This window comes from Colwellia sp. MB3u-8 (assembly GCF_014076985.1).
Taxonomy (GTDB): domain Bacteria; phylum Pseudomonadota; class Gammaproteobacteria; order Enterobacterales; family Alteromonadaceae; genus Cognaticolwellia.
Map to the genome: position 1 here is coordinate 107,373 of NZ_JACGVA010000058.1, position 20,172 is coordinate 127,544.

At 40.0% G+C, this 20,172-nt stretch carries 11 protein-coding genes and 1 pseudogene; 8 read left to right on the forward strand and 4 right to left on the reverse strand.

Translation table 11 applies throughout. The features are described from left to right. The first annotated feature begins 833 nt into the window (after window positions 1-833). The 8 genes and pseudogenes from H4J54_RS05240 to H4J54_RS05275 all read left to right on the forward strand — a co-directional run bounded on the left by H4J54_RS05240 (window position 834) and on the right by H4J54_RS05275 (window position 14,484). The gene (locus H4J54_RS05240) at window positions 834-2,306 is read left to right on the forward strand and encodes a NarK family nitrate/nitrite MFS transporter (RefSeq protein WP_182189867.1); all 1,473 of its coding nucleotides are present in this window, start codon (window positions 834-836) and stop codon (window positions 2,304-2,306) included. A gap of 6 nt (window positions 2,307-2,312) precedes the next feature. Further along, window positions 2,313-4,085: a bifunctional protein-serine/threonine kinase/phosphatase gene (locus tag H4J54_RS05245; RefSeq protein WP_182189868.1), complete on the forward strand. Its 1,773-nt coding sequence runs from the start codon at window positions 2,313-2,315 to the stop codon at window positions 4,083-4,085. 436 nt (window positions 4,086-4,521) lie between these two features. After that, window positions 4,522-7,065 carry a nitrite reductase large subunit NirB gene (gene nirB / locus H4J54_RS05250; RefSeq protein ID WP_182189869.1) on the forward strand — a complete coding sequence of 848 codons (2,544 nt, stop codon included), beginning with the start codon at window positions 4,522-4,524 and terminating at the stop codon, window positions 7,063-7,065. 29 nt (window positions 7,066-7,094) lie between these two features. After that, window positions 7,095-7,430, forward strand: coding sequence for a nitrite reductase small subunit NirD (gene nirD / locus H4J54_RS05255; RefSeq protein ID WP_182189870.1), 336 nt, complete (start codon window positions 7,095-7,097; stop codon window positions 7,428-7,430). Window positions 7,431-8,039: 609 nt separating this feature from the next. Beyond that, complete coding sequence (locus H4J54_RS05260) at window positions 8,040-9,236, forward strand: alginate export family protein (protein ID WP_182189871.1); 1,197 nt, start codon at window positions 8,040-8,042, stop codon at window positions 9,234-9,236. Window positions 9,237-9,352: 116 nt separating this feature from the next. Then, window positions 9,353-10,813, forward strand: a pseudogene (gene nirB, locus H4J54_RS05265) (nitrite reductase large subunit NirB); the annotation flags it as partial. Between the two features lie 96 nt (window positions 10,814-10,909). Continuing rightward, window positions 10,910-13,609, forward strand: coding sequence for a nitrate reductase (locus H4J54_RS05270; protein ID WP_182189872.1), 2,700 nt, complete (start codon window positions 10,910-10,912; stop codon window positions 13,607-13,609). Window positions 13,610-13,782: 173 nt separating this feature from the next. Continuing rightward, the gene (locus H4J54_RS05275; protein WP_182189873.1) at window positions 13,783-14,484 is read left to right on the forward strand and encodes a VC0807 family protein; all 702 of its coding nucleotides are present in this window, start codon (window positions 13,783-13,785) and stop codon (window positions 14,482-14,484) included. A 263-nt stretch (window positions 14,485-14,747) separates the two neighbouring features. Here H4J54_RS05275 and H4J54_RS05280 read toward each other — a convergent pair whose 3' ends face one another. The 4 genes from H4J54_RS05280 to H4J54_RS05295 form a co-directional block, all read right to left on the reverse strand. After that, window positions 14,748-15,020, reverse strand: coding sequence for a DUF1145 domain-containing protein (locus H4J54_RS05280; RefSeq protein ID WP_182189874.1), 273 nt, complete (start codon window positions 15,018-15,020; stop codon window positions 14,748-14,750). 15 nt (window positions 15,021-15,035) lie between these two features. After that, the gene (locus tag H4J54_RS05285; RefSeq protein ID WP_182189875.1) at window positions 15,036-16,661 is read right to left on the reverse strand and encodes a GMC family oxidoreductase; all 1,626 of its coding nucleotides are present in this window, start codon (window positions 16,659-16,661) and stop codon (window positions 15,036-15,038) included. A 74-nt stretch (window positions 16,662-16,735) separates the two neighbouring features. Continuing rightward, entirely contained in the window at window positions 16,736-18,700 is a 1,965-nt protein-coding gene (locus H4J54_RS05290; protein WP_182189876.1) for an alkyl/aryl-sulfatase, read from the reverse strand. A gap of 93 nt (window positions 18,701-18,793) precedes the next feature. Further along, window positions 18,794-20,155, reverse strand: a complete 1,362-nt coding sequence (locus tag H4J54_RS05295; protein ID WP_182190134.1) for a DUF1329 domain-containing protein — start codon at window positions 20,153-20,155, stop codon at window positions 18,794-18,796. Between the last annotated feature and the right edge of the window lie 17 nt (window positions 20,156-20,172).

The window sequence follows — 20,172 nt, forward strand, 5'->3', positions numbered from 1 at the left end:
CATCAGTATCTATCCTTAACCCTCCCCTGTTCTAAAGCCAAAGCGTGATGTAAATCTTTCAAGCTAGGCACAAAGACCACTCCCTTTTTAATGACTCTGATCAGGGCACTAATGTTACCTAAGGTCAGCAAATTTTATTCATATCATTGTGCTAAAGCAGCTAAAAATTAGCCTATAATTTATTGGATTAGATCATGCTTGTTTACTGTATATTTTAAAGTTTTTGCAAAATATATAACGATAAAAAAGATCAATATAAGGTCAGGGATTAGCAAATGAGTTCGTTATAAGTGACCTCATTCGTAACCTTGTCTATTACATACTAAAAAATAGATCCTTTGTATAAGTTACTTTTTTATAAAACTATGCAGATAACTTTATGTAGACTAAATAGCTGTAATGTTTTTCATCTATCACGCCATACCTTCCTTCTAAGTTATCTATGGTTATTTTTTTGCTATTAACTGAATAATATTGGTCTTCGTGTTGGTATTGATAAGACTCGCCTAAATTAAGCTCACCTAACAATTACAGTGATTATTTATACTTTTGTTGTGCACCTAATGTGTGCGTCATAGTGATTGTGTTGTGCATGCAAACCTAAGTTATAGACCCCCTTCTCTACAAAAATAAATTAAAAGCAACAAAAACAATAGGATAATTAAAATATCAGTGGTGGCATTACATTTGCAATTACCTTTACAGTTGAAGAATGTTCTTCGTATTGTGTAAGCCCGCCAGCTCAGTTAATAACCAAACCATTTTTATGATTAACAGGGCAATGGCGTCTTGCATTAATAAAAACACACATGTTAATTTTTAGGAGTTGTGGTATGAGTGGTCAAGGTAGTCTCAATATTTTTTCTTTCAAAGGTAAGATGAAAGCCTTACATATGAGTTGGATAGCGTTTTTCATTACGTTTGCTGTTTGGTTTAACTTTGCCCCCTTAGTATCGGTAATTGCAGACTCATTAGGCTTAACGAAAGCTGAAATAAAAACCTTAATGCTATTAAACGTAGCCTTAACCATCCCAGCGCGCGTTGTCATTGGCATGCTTACCGACAAATATGGCCCTCGCTTAACCTTTGCCGTATTACTTGCGGTATGTAGCCTTCCTTGTTTTATGTTTGCTTTTTCAAGCACCTTTGAGCAAGCGGCCTTATCTCGCTTTTTATTAGGTTTTATTGGTGCCGGTTTTGTTATCGGTATTCGTATGGTGTCTGAATGGTTCCCGGCTAATGAACTTGGCACGGCTGAAGGTATTTATGGTGGCTGGGGTAACTTTGGTTCAGCTGCAGCAGCCATGTCACTACCAACACTTGCCTTGGCATTTGGTGGTGAAGACGGTTGGAGATACGCGGTTGCCTTTACCGGTGCATTAAGCTTAATTTTCAGTGTTATCTGGTATCAAAACGTCACTGACACGCCTAAAGGTTCAACCTACTTTAAACCTAAACACACAGGTGCGATGGAAGTAACCTCAACCGGTGACTTCTTCTTATTATTATTAATGAAAATTCCTATGTACGGTGCTTTAGCCTTACTGACATGGAAATTATCACCTGCCGGTGTAAGTTTATTGTCAGCACAAAGTGCACTTATTGCCTACATTAGCTTAGTGGTTTTATTTGCCATTGAAGTAAAACAAACTATTAAAGTTAACGGCCATTTATTTTCAAAGCCCGTTGAAGAAATTCACCGTTATAAGTTCAAGCAAGTGGCCGTATTAAACATTCTATACTTTGCTACTTTTGGTTCAGAATTAGCTGTTGTCTCTATGTTACCGTTATTTTTCGCTGAAACCTTCGAATTAAGTATGGTTTACGCAGCTATGTTAGCCTCTACTTATGCCTTTATGAACTTAATGTCTCGCCCTGGTGGTGGTTGGTTATCAGACCGATTTGGTCGTAAAAAAACCTTATTAATTTTAACGGCTGGCTTAGCACTGGGTTATTTAGGCATGTCGGAAATTACCGGTGAATGGCCTTTAGCCTTAGCCGTAGCAACCGCGATGGCTTGTTCATTCTTCGTGCAAGCAGGTGAAGGTGCTGTATTTGCTGCCGTGCCTTTAATTAAACGTCGTTTAACCGGACAAATTGCTGGTATGACCGGCGCTTATGGTAACGTGGGTGCAGTGGTTTATTTAACGGTATTAACCATGGTTGATTATTCAACCTTCTTTTTGGTGATAGCAGCGACTGCTGTGGTCGGCTTTGTTACCTTATTCTTTATGCAAGAGCCTAAGGGTACTATTACCGAAGTACGTGCAGATGGCACGGTAGAATTAATTAAAGTGGGTCACTAACAAAACATGAACAGTGAAAAACAAAATCGCCAAAGTATGGTGGCTGATTTACAGCTGTGCTTCGGCGGTTTTTCTGCTAAAGGTTTGAAAGCGGAAAACCAAGATGCTTTCGCGGCCATTGTGCCTAAAAAACTTGAATTACGTGCTAAAGGCGCGGTTGCTGCCATTGCTGATGGGGTATCAAGCGCCAGTAAAGCCGCTGATGCCTCACAACTTGCCGTGACTCAATTTATTACAGAGTATCTTGCAACCCCACAAACATGGTCAACAGAAAAGTCTGCGGCTAAGGTATTAACTAGCTTAAATAACTGGTTGTATTCACAAAGTGGCTTTATTGATGATTTAGCCGATCCAAACGCCCCACAGTGGCTAACCACTTTTTCAGCGCTTATTGCTAAATCAACCACAGGTTATATCTTTCATGTTGGCGATACCCGCATAACAAAATATCGTCATCAACAATTAGAAGTTATTACCCGTGATCATAATCGCAAGCAAATTGGCCAACAGGATTTATTAACACGCGCATTAGGTGGCGATAATCGTTTAGAAGTTGATGTACACCAAATAGATTTACAGCCGCGTGATTTATACATGCTAAGTTGCGATGGCATTCACGATTATATGTCCAAAGCTGTTTTTAAAGCCCTGTTTGATTCATTGCCGTTAGCCCCAGAAAAATCAGACTTAGAAGCGCTGGCAAAAAAAATTGTTGCAACCGCACTTGAGCGCGGTAGTGATGACAATGTCACTTGTTTACTGGTCTATATTAACGCCGTACCCAATCGTAAACTGGCCGAAATTGAACGTGATTTAAGCTCAAAAGCCATCCCACCAGCATTAAAGGTTGGCCAGAAACTTGATGGTTACCTAGTTAAAAAAGTGATCCACGCCAGCATTCGCTCACATTTGTATTTAGTCATAGATATTAAAACAGATAAACCTTATGTGTTAAAAGCACCATCAGCTAATTTTTCAGACGACGCGCTTTATTTGCAAGGCTTTATGCGTGAAGCTTGGGTTGGTGAACGCATTAAGCACGCTAACGTCATGCGGGTGATACAAGGTAATCAAGACAGTCCTTTTTTATACCATGTCTGTGAGTATATTAAAGGGCAAACCTTAAGTGAGTGGTTACATGACAATCCTAAACCTAGCATTGCACAAGTTCGTGATGTAATGAAACAAGTGATCAGCGCATTACGATCGTTTCAACGTTTAGATCTTGTACATCGCGACTTAAAACCCGACAACATAATGATCGATGAATATGGTCAGATTAAATTGATTGATTACGGCACCGTATTTGTCGCTTCACTTGATGAAAACCAAGAAACCATCAAAGAAGAAGTACCGCAAGGCTCGTTAAATTATATTGCGCCTGAAACCTTATTACACCTGCAAGCAGATAATCAAAGTGATCTATTTTCATTGGGTGTTATTTGTTATGAAATGCTGTCAGGCGAACTGCCTTACAAACCTATGCAACGTGCTGAAGTCACCATTAAGGCTTATAGCGATATGCAATATCGCAGCATTAAACAATTTCGACCTGAACTGCCCTTGTGGTTAGATCTCAGCTTACAAAAAGCAACGGCGGCCGATCCGAGACTGCGCTATCAAGCCTTTTCAGAATTCTTTACTGATTTAAGTAAACCCAGTTCATCTGCTGTTGAAGCATACAAAAAACAACCTTTGCTAGCGCGTAATCCTTTATTATTTTGGCAATCAGTATCCGCCTTGTTATTTATTGGCTTGATGATATCTTTGCTTAATTAACCTACTGATGGATCTAGGTTAATTAAGCTTTGACAGACCATTATAAATCGCTTTGATTTATAATGGCTAATATAATCTCTTAATATAATGGCTAAGGCTGGCTAAAAAACACCTAAAGTGTAAACCGTCTTTTTCAGCTTAGTATGATATAAGCGCGACACCTAACCCAGTGCCATTTTCAGTGATCCGCTTAAGTACACAGTCACTTATCTTGCACGCCAACTTGCTGCACATCATGATCGCGCACACCATTACCGCACATCATTGGTGCGCTAACCTCTTCACCATAGTGCAAAAACGCTATCTCGACCCACCACTTAAATACTATCTACCTGAATTTATTAATAAAAATCAACTGGTTCATTTATTGCAGATAACAAACCATTACCTAGTTCCGCTAGTGCAGCGGTAATTTAAAGAAGTAGGATTGTAATAAATGAACACACAAGCTCAAAAAATCGTCGTCGTTGGCAATGGCATGGTTGGCCATCACTTTGTTGATGAAATGGCGAAACATGCAGGCTATGAAATTACCGTATTATCAGCTGAAGACCGTTTAGCTTATGACCGTGTTCACTTATCTGAGTATTTTTCTGGAAAAACCGCTGATGACTTAGCCATGACAACGCCAGCATACTACAACGAAATCGGTGTTAAATTTTTCACCAATGCGAAAGTCACTCACATTGATAAAGCCGCGAAAGTGGTAACCACTGAAGCAGGCGAAACTTACGCTTACGACAAGTTAGTCATGGCAACGGGCTCATACCCTTTTGTTCCTCCTATTCCAGGTAAAGAGCGTGAGCATTGTCTGGTTTATCGTACTATTCAAGATTTAGAAGACATTCAAGCGTCAGCCAAAACCGGTAAAGTTGGGGTTGTGGTCGGTGGTGGTTTATTAGGTTTAGAGGCCGCTAACGCACTTAAAGAGTTAGGCTTAGAAACACATGTGGTTGAATTTGCGCCACAATTGATGGGTGTGCAATTAGACAAAGACGGCGGCGCTTTACTGCGTTCAATGATCGAAGGCATTGGCGTACAAGTACATACCCAAAAAGCCACCAGCGAAATTGTTGACGGCGAAGAATGCGTTCACCGGATGAATTTTGCTGACGGGTCGCATTTAGAAACTGACGTTATCTTATTCTCAGCAGGTATTCGCCCCTATGATAACTTAGCCCGTGAATTTGATTTAGCGGTTGGCGAACGTGGCGGTATTGTGGTTGATAACTACTGTAAAACCTCTGACGAAAGCATTTACGCTATTGGCGAGTGTGCTTTATGGAATAACTTTATCTTCGGTTTAGTCGCGCCGGGTTACACCATGGCTAAGGTGACTGCCGATAACATTATTAACGGTGAGCAACAATTTACCGGTGCTGACATGAGCACTAAGTTGAAGTTAATGGGCATGGACGTAGGGTCAATTGGCGATGCCCATGCGCGTACTCAAGGTTGTAAAAGCTATGTTTATTCAAACCAACCCGATCAAATTTATAAAAAAATAGTCGTCAGTGCCGATGGTAAAGAATTATTAGGCGCGGTGTTAGTCGGTGATACCAGCGAATACGATGCATTATTGCAATACGCCCTCAATGGTATTGAGTTACCTGAAAACCCCGACGGATTAATTTTACCCAGCTCAGGCGAAAAACCCACATTAGGTGTTGATGCCCTACCCGATACAGCAACCATATGTTCATGTTTGAATGTCACTAAAGGCGACATTATTGCCGCTCTTGATTGTGGTGCCATTGATGTTGGTGAAGTTAAGTCTTCAACAAAAGCCGGCAGCGGTTGTGGCGGTTGTGCGGCATTATTGAAAAAAGTAACAGATCACGAACTAGCAAAACGTGGGGTAGAAATCAGCACTGATCTTTGTGAACACTTTGCTTATAGCCGGGTTGAGTTATTTCACATTGTGCAAGCAGAACAAATTAAAACCTTTGACCTGTTAATAGAAAAACACGGTTCAGGTTTAGGCTGTGAAATTTGTAAACCAGCAGCCGGGTCTATTCTCGCTTCGGTCTGGAACGACTATATATTAAAACCCGACCATGTATCACTGCAAGACACCAACGATGTCTTTCTAGGTAATATGCAAAAAGATGGGACTTATTCTGTTGTTCCCCGTATGCCAGGCGGTGAAGTAACCCCAGATAAGTTAATTGTTATTGGTGAAGTCGCTAAAGAATATAACCTATATACCAAAGTAACTGGCGGCCAACGTATCGATTTATTCGGCGCACGTGTTGACCAATTACCGGCGATATGGAAACGCTTAATTGATGCGGGTATGGAAACAGGCCACGCCTACGGTAAATCGTTACGAACAGTTAAATCTTGTGTCGGCAGCACTTGGTGTCGTTACGGCCAACAAGACAGCATGGCAATGGCCATTTTCTTAGAAGATCGCTATAAAGGTTTACGTTCTCCTCATAAAATTAAGTTTGCGGTCTCAGGCTGTACACGCGAGTGTGCAGAAGCGCAAAGTAAAGACATTGGTATTATCGCCACGGAAAACGGCTGGAACTTATACGTCAGTGGTAATGGCGGCATGAAGCCTCGCCATGGCGACTTATTCGCCATTGATTTAGATGATGAAACCTTAGTGAAATATATTGATCGATACTTAATGTTTTATGTCCGTACCGCGGATCGTTTAACCCGTACTTCTGTCTGGTTAGAAAACCTAGAAGGTGGTTTAGCCTACATGGAAAAAATAGTTAAAGACGATCACTTAGGGATTAATGCTGAATTAGAAAAACAAATGCAAAATGTCGTTGATACCTACCAATGTGAGTGGAAAACAACGATTGAAAGTGAAGAACAATTAAAACGTTTCCGTCAGTTTGTTAACTCTGACACCGTCGATAACAACATAGAATTCGTTACTGAGCGTGATCAAATTCGCCCCGCTCAAGGTGATGAGAAAAAATATGGCGTTCAAATTCAAGCCGTTGATTTAACACCTGCATAAACAAGCTTTACGAATAAGGAAAGAAAAAAATGATAACAGAAAATAGCTGGCAAACCATCTGCCCCACCAGTGATTTAATTAAAAATTCAGGTGTTTGTGCCTTATTGGCAAACGAAGAGCAAGTGGCTTTATTCCAAGTAGGTAACGACAAAATTTATGCGGTTTCTAACTTTGACCCCTTTGGTAAAGCCAACGTTTTATATCGCGGTTTAATTGGCGAAACTAAGGGCGAGGTTTACGTTGCTTCACCCTTATTAAAACAGCGTTTTATTTTAAATTCTGGTGCCTGTTTAGATAATGACACCTTGGCAATTAAAACCTATGAAACACGGGTTACCGATGGCAAATTAGAAATATTTGGTTAAGCCGTTAATTTTATTCTTGCTTGAAAAAATCCCAGCTTAAGTGATTAAGCTGGGATTTTCATTTTTAGTAATTGCATGATAAGTGTATTAACTAATTAGCAGGAGAATTATTAACGCTAATAGCGTAACAAGTAGACGGTTCGCTATGAGATAAGTACAGGCCATCCAGGTAATTTCTTGCATCATTAATTAGTTCTAGGTCAATCACATCTTTAGTAACAGGGTCAGAGTGACTAGCGCCGCAAGCAGAAAAATGACTTTGCTCAATATTGGCAGGCCAAAGGTTATGACTCTGTTCATCCTTATACGCTTTATTTATTTTGGTGCAGGCTTGCATCAGAAACTAACAAAATGCAGATAAAAAAAACCATTAAAAAACTAACCAGTTGATATTAAACAGTTTATTTTACTGGCATAAAACCTGCTGTATTACTTAATAATATAACCTCTTATTTTCTCTACTTTACTTAAATTGCCAAAAAACAGCTTATCTTTACTGAACAAACATCTGATGTTGCTCAATCTAGATAACAATATTTAGTAGTTAATATTTAACCAGTAAAAAAACAAAAATTTAACGCCGATTTTAAAAAATTCAAGGAATACAGCATGCAACCAGTTCGTCAACTTTCAACACTGACTACATTAATTTTATTAGCAGGTTCAAGTGCTTCAGCTAGTGCAAATAGTGAGAGTAAGAGTGAAACCCAAGCAAAAACTAGCGTCAATTTGAACTTGCGATACGAAACAGTTGCTCAAGACAACAGTTTAAAAGATGCCTCAGCATTAACGCTAAGAACTCGTCTAAATTACACCAGTGCTAGCTACCATGATTTTACCGCTGTGATTGAATTTGAAGACTCACGCCAAGTAGCGGGTGTTAACAAGTATAACGATGCCGTGGGTAATAATACTGAATATTCTGTTATTGCCGATCCAGAAACGACTGAAGTAGATCAAGCTTATGTGCAATACAAAAAAGATGGCGTCACTGCTAAAGTAGGTCGCCAAGTACTGACCTTAGATAATCATCGTTATGTTGGCCATGTGGGATGGCGTCAAGATCGACAAACATTTGATGCAGCGACCCTAACTTATGCAGCCTTAGACAATGTAAAAATGAGCTATAGCTACATTAATAAACGTAATCGTATTTTTTCAAATGAAAAAGATTTTGATGCAAAAGATCATTTACTTAACCTCGCCTACAAAACGAGTTATGGCAAACTAACCGCTTACAGCTATCTCTTAGAAGTTGATGAAGGAACCGCTAATAGCTTAGATACTTTCGGGGTGAGTTTTAACGGTAAAAAAGACAAGTTTTCATATTCAGTTGAATTTGCTACTCAAGATTCAGAAAGCGGCGCAACTGACTACTCTGCAAGCTATATGGCCATAGAAGGCGGCTATAGCTTTGATGCTGTAACTCTTAAATTAGGTGCAGAAGTTCTAGGCAGTGATGATTCAATGCATGGATTTTCAACACCACTGGCGACACTGCATAAGTTCAATGGTTGGGCAGATCAGTTTTTAGGCACACCAAAAGAAGGCTTGGTTGATCTTTATGCCTCTGTGTCAGGTAAAGCATTCGGCGGCGGTTGGACAGTCACAATTCATGATTATTCTGCTGATGAAGCAACCGATACGGTTGATGATTTAGGTAGCGAAATTAATGCCGTTTACGCGAAAAAATTCGCTAAGAATTATAAAGCAGGCTTAAAGTATGCGGCTTACTCAGCAGGCGATGCTACTGCAGGTAAAGTGGATACGGATAAAATCTGGCTTTGGGTAAGTGCAAAATTTTAGCTCACCAAACACACTTATAATGATAACGCTCAACAGGTTTGTTAAGCGTTATCAAAAATTGTAAACCCATATCACTATTGCAGCAGGTAAATAAAATCAGCTCAAGTAACCAACAAATCATAGAAAAACAAAAAGTGGTCGTGGTCGGTAACGGCATGGTGGGTCACCATTTTGTTGAGCAATTGGCTCAATTGAACACAGCCGATCAAGCCATTGAGATAACTGTTTTGTCAGCAGAGCCTCGCCTTGCTTATGACCGTGTTCACCTTTCAACATACTTTAGCGGTAAAACAGCGGCAGATCTGGCCATGGCTGACGAAAAAACTTACCAAGATTGGGCGGTAAATTTTCAAACTAATGCCAAAGTTGTTGATATCGATCGCAGCAATAAAAATGTTGTCACGCAAAACGGCCAAGTTATCGCTTATGACAAACTAATTTTAGCCACTGGCTCTTATCCTTTTGTACCTCCTATTCCAGGAAAAGACCGCGAGCATTGTTTGGTTTATCGCACCCTAGATGACTTAGACGCTATTCAAGCTAGTGCCAATGTCAGTAAAGTGGGGGTGGTTATCGGCGGTGGCTTACTTGGTCTTGAAGCCGCAAATGCCCTAAGCCACTTAGGTTTAAAAACCCATGTAGTTGAGTTTGGGCCACAATTAATGGGCGTGCAAATTGATGCCGGTGGCGGTCGCTTATTAAAAGAAAAAATTGAAGCTTTGGGTGTTGAGGTACATACATCAAAAGCCACTAGCGTGATTGAAGACGGCGAAAGCTGTCGTTATAAACTGTGTTTTAGTGATGACACAGTACTAGAAACCGACCTAATTTTATTCTCCGCAGGTATTCGCCCTTATGACAATCTAGCCAAGTCATTCGCGCTTAAAATGGGTGAACGAGGCGGTATAGTGATTAATAACCAATGCCAAACCTCAGATGAAAGTATCTATGCCATTGGTGAATGTGCCCTCTGGAACAACTTTATTTTTGGTTTAGTGGCACCGGGTTACCAGATGGCTAAAGTGGCCGCAAAACATATTATGGGTGAACAAGCCTTGTTTACTGGTGCCGATATGAGTACTAAATTAAAACTCATGGGGGTTGAAGTAGGCTCAATAGGTGATGCACAGGCAAAAACACCGGGGTCAGTAACCTATACTTATCAAAATCAACCGGCAGGCGTATACAAGAAAATAGTGCTGTCGAGTGACAAAAGCAAAATGCTCGGCGCGGTATTAATTGGTGATACCCGTGAATACGACTCGTTATTACAATACCTGCTTAATGCCATAGATTTACCTGCATCACCGGAAGCACTGATACTGCCTTGGTCAGAAGAAAAACCGACATTAGATTTTGCTGCATTACCTGATACCGCCATTATTTGTTCATGTCATCAGGTCACAAAAGGCCATATTATCAGCTCAATCGCTCAAGGGGCTTGTACCCTGGATGATATTAAAATCTGTACAAAAGCCAGTAGCGGGTGTGGGGGTTGTAGCACTTTATTGAAAAGTCTGGTTGAGGCTGAATTTGAAAGTCGTGCTGTGGCAGTTGAAAAAAATATTGGTCAGTATGTTACCTAATAAAATTTAAAAATAAATAAACAAAACTAGCAAAATATCCGCTATCAAGCGGGCTTTACATCATTCTCTGTTTTAAAGGTAAATTTTATGAGTTGTTCTCAATCGTCACATATTGTTCAATCAACTTGTGCATACTGTGGTGTCGGCTGCGGTATTGATATCACAGTTGAAAATGGCAAGGCCAGCGCATTAGTCGGCACAATAGAGCACCCTGCCAATTTTGGACAACTGTGCGTAAAAGGCAGTAATTTATTAGCCACCACCGACTTAACCAACCGCCTGCTTGAACCACAAATAAACAATCAAACGGTTGATTGGTTAACGGCGACAAAGCATGTTGCCGATAAATTTGCACAAATTATCAAAGAACATGGCCCTGATGCTGTCGCTTTTTATGTCTCAGGACAAATACTGACTGAAGATTATTATATGGCGAATAAATTAATGAAAGGCTATATCGGCTCAGCCAACATTGATACCAACTCACGTCTTTGTATGTCGTCAGCTGTTGCAGCTTATAAACGTAGTTTTGGTGAAGATGTTGTGCCTTGCGGCTATGATGATTTAGACAGTACAGAACTTTTATTAATTACTGGCTCTAATGCCGCTTGGACTCATCCCGTATTATATCAGCGTATTGAACGCGCTAAAAAACGTAATCCAGCCATGAAAGTTGTGGTTATTGACCCACGTAAAACCGCAACCTGTCAAATAGCTGATTATTTTTTACCGATAAAGCCAGGCACTGACGCTGCCTTTTTTAACGGCCTTTTAAATTACTTAAGCGCTAACCATGGCTTAGATAATGACTATATCGAGCAACATACCCAAGGTTTTGAACAAGCCTTATTAGCAGCAAAGAAATGGTCACTCGTTGAAGTATCAGCCTATTGCGATCTTGACCAACAAACCCTTGCCAGTGTCTATCAATTATTTGCCAAGACTGAAAAAGTACTCAGCTTTTATTCAATGGGTATCAATCAATCAAGTTCAGGGGTTGATAAGTGCCAAAGCATTATTAATTGTCACTTAGCTACGGGTAAAATAGCCAAAGACGGTTGTGGGCCTTTTTCTATCACAGGCCAACCCAACGCTATGGGCGGTAGAGAAGTCGGTGGTTTGTCTAATCAACTAGCCGCTCATATGGATATTGAAAACCCTGAGCACCGCTCAACAGTACAGCGTTTTTGGCAATCGCCTACTATGGCTGATAAAGCAGGCTATAAAGCCATTGATCTGTTTGACGCTATGGATGAAGGTAAAATTAAAGCGGTCTGGATAATGGCGACTAATCCCATGGTAAGTTTACCCGATGGTAAAAAAGTCGCCCGGGCCTTAAATAAGTGTGAGTTTGTCGTGGTCTCTGACTGTGCTGAAAATAATGATACTTTAGACTTTGCTGATGTAAAACTACCCGCAACGCCCTGGTTAGAAAAAAACGGCACAGTAACCAACTCAGAGCGCCGAATTTCCCGTCAAACTCATGCGATAGCCCCTAATGGTCAAGCCAAGCATGACTGGAAAATTATTGCAGAAGTTGCCACTGCCATGGGCTTTTCAGGTTTTGATTATTCACATGCTAGTGAGGTTTTTCGAGAGTTTGCTCAATTGTCAGGTTTTGAAAATAATGGTGCACGTGTTTTTGATATTTCTGCATTTTCAACCATTACGCCACGACAATATGACCGTTTAAAACCGGTACAATGGCCCGTGAATAACACCTACCCTGAAGGTAAAAAACGCGTCTTTGAAGATGGACAATTTTCTACCCCTTCAGGTAAAGCGCTATTTTTTCCAATTTCGCCGTGTCAGCCAAGACAAAAAACCTCAGCAAAATTTCCTTTTCGATTAAACAGCGGTCGGTTAAGAGATCAATGGCACACTATGAGCCGAACAGGTAAAGCGTCACAACTTACCGCGCATACCGATAAATGTTATCTCTATATCAATCCTGTCGATGCCGCACGGTTAAAGATAGTTGACGATGAAATAGTCAATATTTCATCCAATACAGGGCAAGCAAGTGTACATGCAAAATTAGATAAAAATCAACGTCCTAATGAATGCTTTATGCCTATTCATTGGAATCAGCAGTTTGCGTCTAGCGCCAATATCAGCAACTTGTATGCGAGCATTACCGACCCACTTTCTGGTCAAGCTGAACTTAAACACGGGGCCATCGCTTTAAGCAAGACAGCATTCCAGCAATTTGGACAACTGCATATTAGCGAAGATTTTATTGTTCAAACTCAAATAACTAACGAATTTTGGACCAAGGCCCGCACAAGTTATGGCATGAGTTTTCAATTTGCTAATACGCAGCCTGAAACAGATATTTTGCATTGGTGTCAAACAAGCAGTCAAATATCGGGCGAATGGCGACAATTTAGTCAAGGAGATACCCAATACGTTGTTTGTTTACAAGCAGGAAAATTAGCCTTTTTATGTTATAGCTCGGCAACTAATCTGAGCATAGAAAACGCTTGGCTTAAGCATGTTTTCAGTCAAGCAAGCTTGCTAGAGCAGGATGTTCAGTCTTTATTATCGGGCACTTACAGTGATGAATTCGCTCAAGGAAAACAAATTTGTAGTTGTTTTAATGTCGGTGAAAAAGACATCATTAGTGCTATTAAAAAGGGCTGTAATTCAGTTGAACAACTAGGTGAACACTTAAAATGTGGCACTAATTGTGGTTCCTGTAAACCAGAGCTCAGTGTTTTACTTGATGAATACGGCATAAATACCACAGAAATAATTAACGCCACTTTTATAGCAGAGCTCGCATAACTTGCCCATCATCATTTTAATGTCAGCATTGAAATGATGATAGCTCTGGCGAGTAAATATCACCTTCAAAATCACTGCATGGGTATCGCATGACATTTTAGCTATTTTTAGATAACATACCACTAGACTTAAATAAACTGGCTATGGCCAGTTGCGCCTTAAAATGAAATATAATGTCAACTCAAACACCCGCTAAACGTCCTAATACCTTTTTAGAGATTATTTTTAATATTGCTATTCCGTCGATCATTTTAATGAAATTATCGGGGGATGAATATTTAGGCACTGTATATGCCTTAATATTGGCGTTATTATTTCCACTCGGTTATGGCTTGTATGATTTTATTAAAAACAAGTCAATGAACTTCATTGCCTTACTTGGCTTTATAAGTACCTTATTAACTGGGGGTATTGGTTTATTTGAGTTAGATGTGCAATGGCTAGCCATTAAAGAAGCCGCCATTCCCTCTGCCATTGGTTTAGTGGTACTCATTTCTGGTTTTTGGGGCAAACCCTTAATTGCCAAAATATTATTAAACCCACTGGTGTTTAATTTAGAGTTAATCTATCAAACTCTCGAAAATAAAAATAAAACGCATGAGTTTAAAGCCAAAATTCAGCGGGCAAATCACTTTTTATCCACCACCTTTGTTTTTTCTGCTGCCATGAATTACTTATTAGCGAAATGGATTGTCGTTAGCCCTGCAGGTACTACGGAGTTTAACGAGCAATTGGGTGAAATGACCCTATTAAGTTATCCAGTGATTGCGATACCTTCGATGATCATGCTGATTGCGATTATGTTTTATGTTGTCAGAAGTACCATGAAGTTAACGGATTTAAAATTAGACAATATATTGAACAGTGAAAAATAACGCTATTTAGTTTACCTTTACCCCTGTAACACTTAGTTAATATCGGTTTTAAGGGTATGCTTAGCTAGGTATAAAAAATCCTTGCTAGAAGAGCTTACATTAGTTATCTAAGCTCTTTTTTTATATGGTTATTATACGTTTTGTAGACTTAAGCATAGATTTTAACTAGCGTTAAAATCCCATAAAAAACCACCGTCAGTTGCCTGAATGTGGTTTTATTTCACCTAAAACATTGTTAAATAAATACTTTTATCTTAATCAACTTACTTTTTAGACCGCTTTAAAATCGGTAGCCAATAACCAAAGCCCCAAAGCATGGTTTGCACAAAGTTCATGGCTAAACCACTTTGCTTTTTGAACTTAGCTTTCATCGCAAAAAACTCAATAAAGTGTACTAAAAGCACTACACCCGCTAATGTAAAAGCATAAAATTGATAGTCTGCCGGTAGTGGTGATAGCGATAATAAAGCTAATATTGCCAAAACCCATAAACCGGTCAGTAAAGCTTTAAGACTATATGTAACGAAATTTAACATCTGCATATTCCTCAATTAATTTTTCAAGATCATCGCTGACACTTTTTCGGCAATCGCCATTGTTGGCGCGTTTGTGTTACCACTAACCAGCGTTGGCATAATTGAAGCGTCAACTACTCGCAGATTTTTAATGCCATGAACTTTTAATTGATGATCAACCACCGCCATATCATCATGGCCCATTTTGCAGGTACCCACAGGGTGATACACTATGCCTAGACGCTCTTTTACTTTAGCAAAAATTTGTTCATCTGTTTCAAAAGCCTTGCCTGGATGCATTTCATTATCATAATGTTCGGCTAATGCCGGCGCGGTTAATATTTTACGCAACTGTCGCATACCATCAATCATCACAGCTTTGTCTTTACCTGCTTGATCAGAAAAAAAGTTAAAATCAATCTCTGGTGCGTCTTGATAATTAGCAGATTTTAGCGATACCGTGCCCGTGCTTTCTGGCCGTAAAACACAAATATGACATGAAAAACCATGCTGTGATAAAAGTTTCAGGTCGCGACCATTATCGTCATATAACAATGGCAACATATGTAATTGAATATCGGGCCTTTGCACCTGCTCACTTGATTTAATAAAGCCACCCGCCTCTAGAATACTATTGGCCAGTTTACCTTTTTTAGCCATGATATATTTCACCGTATCGGGCAGCATTTTCAGTAACCCTGTAACTGACACAGTAAAGCCATCTGTTTTTTTACTTTTGACTAAGATACAGGCATCAACATGTTCTTGTAGGTTTTTACCCACACCTTTAAGTTCATGAACACAATCAATACCCTGCTCGTTAAGTTCATTTTTATCACCAATGCCCGAGAGCATTAATAACTGCGGTGAAGCGATAGTTCCCCCACTTAAGATCACTTCTTTTTTAGCGCTTATGCTGCTCCGTTCACCTTTAATAACCACATCAACGCCATAGGCTTGTTGGTCTTTTATCAGTACCTTACTGACTTGTGCATTGGTTAATACAGTCAAATTTTTTCTAGCAAGTACTGGCAATAAATAGGCATGCGCCGCCGAGCAGCGCTGACCATCTTTTATGGTGCACTGGTAATAGCCAACGCCTTCTTGATCACTGCCATTAAAATCATCAGTAAATTTAAAGCCCGCTTGTTTGCCCGCCTCAATATAACGTTGACTTATTTCATAAAAAACCGGCCGGTCAGTGACCTGTAAAGGCCCACTATCACCGTGCCATTCACTTGACCCGCGCTGGTTAGTTTCTGATTTTTTAAAGTAAGGTAACATATCGTCAAATGCCCAACCTTCATTGCCTAAGGCCGCCCAGTGGTCATAGTCTTGTTTTTGACCACGAATATACAGCATGGCATTGGTAGCAGAACTACCGCCTAAACCTCTACCACGGGGCACAAACAGGGCAGCACCGTGACGAATATCACTTTTAGGCTTAGCATTAAAACTCCAATTGAATTTTTTCAAAAACATAAAGGCTGAAAAAGCGCCTGGGGTATTAACTAACATACTCTTGTTGTCACCACCGGCTTCTAATAAACAAACCGTAAATTTACCATTCTCGGTTAATCGATTGGCTAACACACAACCTGCTGAGCCGCCACCAACGATAATATAATCGAATTCGTTGGCTGATTTTTTTTGAGTGTTCATCACAAAAACCTCACTTTTTTAAATTGGCTTAATTCATTTTTATATTTATTTTTATTTTTATTTTTATACTTATACTAGGGCGTCACAATATTGAACCAAAATGGAAATTCATCCATCATCATCAATAGTTGACCAAAGACTTTGCCATTACCATCGAGCTGCATTTTTCCAGATTTGACCAATTGCCCAAAAGACTGTTGTTTTAACAGTAAAAGGTTTAAATCTTTTCGGTCGATAGTGACCGTTAAGTCTGCGGCTTTGTCTTGAATATTTTCAATGTTATTTAAATGGGCATTACTTAACTCGACTAGGAATTTTTCATTACGGTCGGGGAAAACAAAATTAATTTTAAACTGATGCGCCAAGGCTTTATCAGTATTTAACCGCACACCCAGAAAATCAAAAATCAATTCACTACTCATGGCTTTGATGATATCTGGGCCAGCTTTAGTGGCTTTAGCCTGGGTAGGTATGCCGTGGCGCAATTCAAAAGCGGCCGCTAGATAACTATTACGCCAGCCAGCATTCTCAGCTTGGTAACCCAATTGTTCTAAGGTGTCTGCTTGCAGGTTTTTTGCTTGCTGATTTTCTGGCTGAGCAAAAACTAAGTGATTGAGTAACTCAGCTACCCAGCGATATTCGCCTTTATCAAAAGCTTTTTGCGCCTGAGTTAGTACCTTTTCTGCGCCGCCCATCAAGTCAATATATTTAACCGATGATTGCGCCGGACTCAACTTATTAAGCGTTGCCGGGTTAGCGTCATAAAAACCTAAGTATTTATTGATAATGCCCCTAACATTATGAGAATAAGAGCCATGGTAACCACGGTTATACCACTGGTGCGCTAACACGTCAGGCACCGCTAATTGGTTGTGTATTTCATTAATGGTGACGCCTTTGTTGGCAAGATTTAGCGTTTTATCATGTAGATAACCATACATATCACGCTGTTTCTCTAACACTTCTATAATGTATTCTTTGCCCCATCTTGGCCAAGAGTGCGAAGCAAACATAATGTCGCTATCCTGAGCAAAACGATAGATAACTTTATTGATAAACTTACTCCACGCTTGTGAGTCGCGTACTTCAGCGCCACGTAGGGTATAAATATTGTGCAGTGTGCCAGTAACATTCTCAGCCAACCAGAGGGTTTTAAACTGGGGGAAATAGGTGTTCATTTCAGCGGGTGATTCTGTCCCTGGGGTGTTTTGCATGACCATTTCAATACCATCAAGAATAATGCTTTCTTCATCGGCCAAAATTTCTCTCGTCGGTGCAATCAAGTCGATGTAGCCGGTAGATAAGCCTTTACCAATAGCGGCGTCAACTTGGCCTTTAGCACCTTTTGCCAGCGCGTTACCATATTGGTAGGTGGCACGACGCGTCATCGCATTGCCGGCTAAGACATTTTCTTTAATCGCGTGTTCCATAAAACCACGCGGGGCAATAATTTCTACTGCACCAGAATCAACTTGGGCTTGGCTAATCACGCCTTTTATACCACCAAAATGGTCAGCATGAGCGTGACTATACACTACGGCTTTTACCGGGAATTGACCTAGTTCTTCGGTCACTAGGGCTAATGCAGCTCTAGAGGTCGCCGCCGTTAATAGGGGATCAAAAATAATCCAGCCACTATCACCTTTAATAAAAGTAATATTGGCTAAATCGTAGCCTCTGACCTGATAAATGCGATCGGTTACTTGATACAAACCATAAGCCATATTTAACTTAGCTTGACGGAGTAAACTGGGGTTAATCGTGTCTATATTAGGGTTATTAAGTAAAAATTGATAATTACCGAGTTCCCAAACCACATTACCTGAGGTGTCTTTGATGATGAGTTTTTCAGGCCGTTTGATCAGGCCTTTTTCCGCTAAAGAGAAATCAAGTTTATCGCTAAAAGGTAATTTTTTCAGTAATTGCGCTTGATGAGCAAGGGTATATTTACTGGCGGGTTTTAGCTCGGTATTAGCATGAGCAGCACCCATAGTGACTAATAAAGTACAATATAAAAATACACAAATACGCTTTAACATATGGTTTTCCTTAAATAAGCGACAAAAAAAACTGATTAATACGGTTGAAATAAATTCACCCCTATTAATCAGCTAGATTTTATTTTTCTTTAATTAACGACCTAAACGTCTAAGCGCTGAAGTTGAAAAGTCTTGTCTACTGACTTTTTCGCCCCAAATCATAAAGGTGGGCTCTTCATTACTTAAACCAGTCACCAAGTAGCGGCCAGAATTTAAGTCGTGTAAGGTTTCAGCAACCATCCAAGGAGTATCAACATCATAGAATTGAATGTTGTGGGCTTCTGATAATTTCCACAATTCACCACGACCGTCATATTGATCGATAACAGAGGCGCCCCAAGTATCTTCATCAATAAAGAAAGTACGTTTAGCATAAATATGTCTAGCGCCTTCTTTTAGTGTCGCCTCAACTTGCCAAACACGGTGTAACTCATATCTTAAATGATCAGCATTTAAATGACCTGCTTGTATTAAGTCTTCATATTTTGCTGTGGTATCTAGTAAGTTATAAGAATTATATGGGATATAAAGCTCTTTTTTACCGACTAACTTCCAGTCATAACGATCAGGAGCACCATTGTACATATCATAGTTATCCGTCGCTCTTAACCCATCAGTACCTGCGCCTGGGCCGTCATAAGCCACATTAGGTGCACGACGAACACGACGTTGCCCTGCATTATAGACCCAAGCTTTACGTGCTTCTTTCACTTGATCGATAGTTTCATGAACCAATAACGCAGTACCTGTTAAGCGTGATGGCGCAGTAATTTGTTGCAGATAATAGAACAATATATTGGCATCTTCTTCAGCATCACGGCCGCCTTTTAAAAACTCAGGCCAAACTAATTGGTCATTCATTTTTACGGGCACAAATGAACCATTTGCTTGTACAGGAATCGTGGTCAAAAAACGTTTAGCCGTACCACCACGATAACGCGTGATGTGATTCCAAATAACTTCTGAGCCATTTTTCGCGATAGGAAAAGGGATAGTGGTATCAAAATTAGCGATACCATTACCCGATTGCACCAATTCAGCTGTGGTCGCATTTTTCTTCACAACATCATAAAGATCATTTGAGTAAGCGGCTGTTCTTCTGGTTTGATAAATAGGCATTGTATAGTCTGCATATTTCTCAAACATAGCGATTTGACCGGCACTTAAATTAGCTTTGTAATCACCAAAATTTGCGTTAGTAATTGAAAACAAAACCTTATCTTCTGCAAAAATGTTTGCGGGGCGCCCTGAGTCTGCACTTGCTGTCGTATTTTTACTGGTTAGTCCACCGGTCCATGCCGGAATAGTACCCGAGGCATTAGCCGCCATTTCAGCACCTAATGGCGTTAGAGTTTTACCTAATTGCTCAGCTTGCTCTGCAGTCACTTTGGCGAAGGTATAACTACTAATGAGTGATAGCATGAGTAAACTTGCGGTTGTAATATTTTTTTTCATCATAATTCTCTTATGTT

What these genes read in the sequence shown, in the direction of transcription:
- H4J54_RS05240 (WP_182189867.1), top strand. Translation starts at nt 834, where the DNA reads ATGAGTGGTCAAGGTAGTCTCAATATTTTTTCTTTCAAAGGTAAGATG.
- H4J54_RS05245 (WP_182189868.1), top strand. Translation starts at nt 2,313, where the DNA reads ATGAACAGTGAAAAACAAAATCGCCAAAGTATGGTGGCTGATTTACAG.
- nirB (WP_182189869.1), top strand. Translation starts at nt 4,522, where the DNA reads ATGAACACACAAGCTCAAAAAATCGTCGTCGTTGGCAATGGCATGGTT.
- nirD (WP_182189870.1), top strand. Translation starts at nt 7,095, where the DNA reads ATGATAACAGAAAATAGCTGGCAAACCATCTGCCCCACCAGTGATTTA.
- H4J54_RS05260 (WP_182189871.1), top strand. Translation starts at nt 8,040, where the DNA reads ATGCAACCAGTTCGTCAACTTTCAACACTGACTACATTAATTTTATTA.
- H4J54_RS05270 (WP_182189872.1), top strand. Translation starts at nt 10,910, where the DNA reads ATGAGTTGTTCTCAATCGTCACATATTGTTCAATCAACTTGTGCATAC.
- H4J54_RS05275 (WP_182189873.1), top strand. Translation starts at nt 13,783, where the DNA reads ATGTCAACTCAAACACCCGCTAAACGTCCTAATACCTTTTTAGAGATT.
- H4J54_RS05280 (WP_182189874.1), bottom strand. Translation starts at nt 15,020, where the DNA reads ATGTTAAATTTCGTTACATATAGTCTTAAAGCTTTACTGACCGGTTTA.
- H4J54_RS05285 (WP_182189875.1), bottom strand. Translation starts at nt 16,661, where the DNA reads ATGAACACTCAAAAAAAATCAGCCAACGAATTCGATTATATTATCGTT.
- H4J54_RS05290 (WP_182189876.1), bottom strand. Translation starts at nt 18,700, where the DNA reads ATGTTAAAGCGTATTTGTGTATTTTTATATTGTACTTTATTAGTCACT.
- H4J54_RS05295 (WP_182190134.1), bottom strand. Translation starts at nt 20,155, where the DNA reads ATGAAAAAAAATATTACAACCGCAAGTTTACTCATGCTATCACTCATT.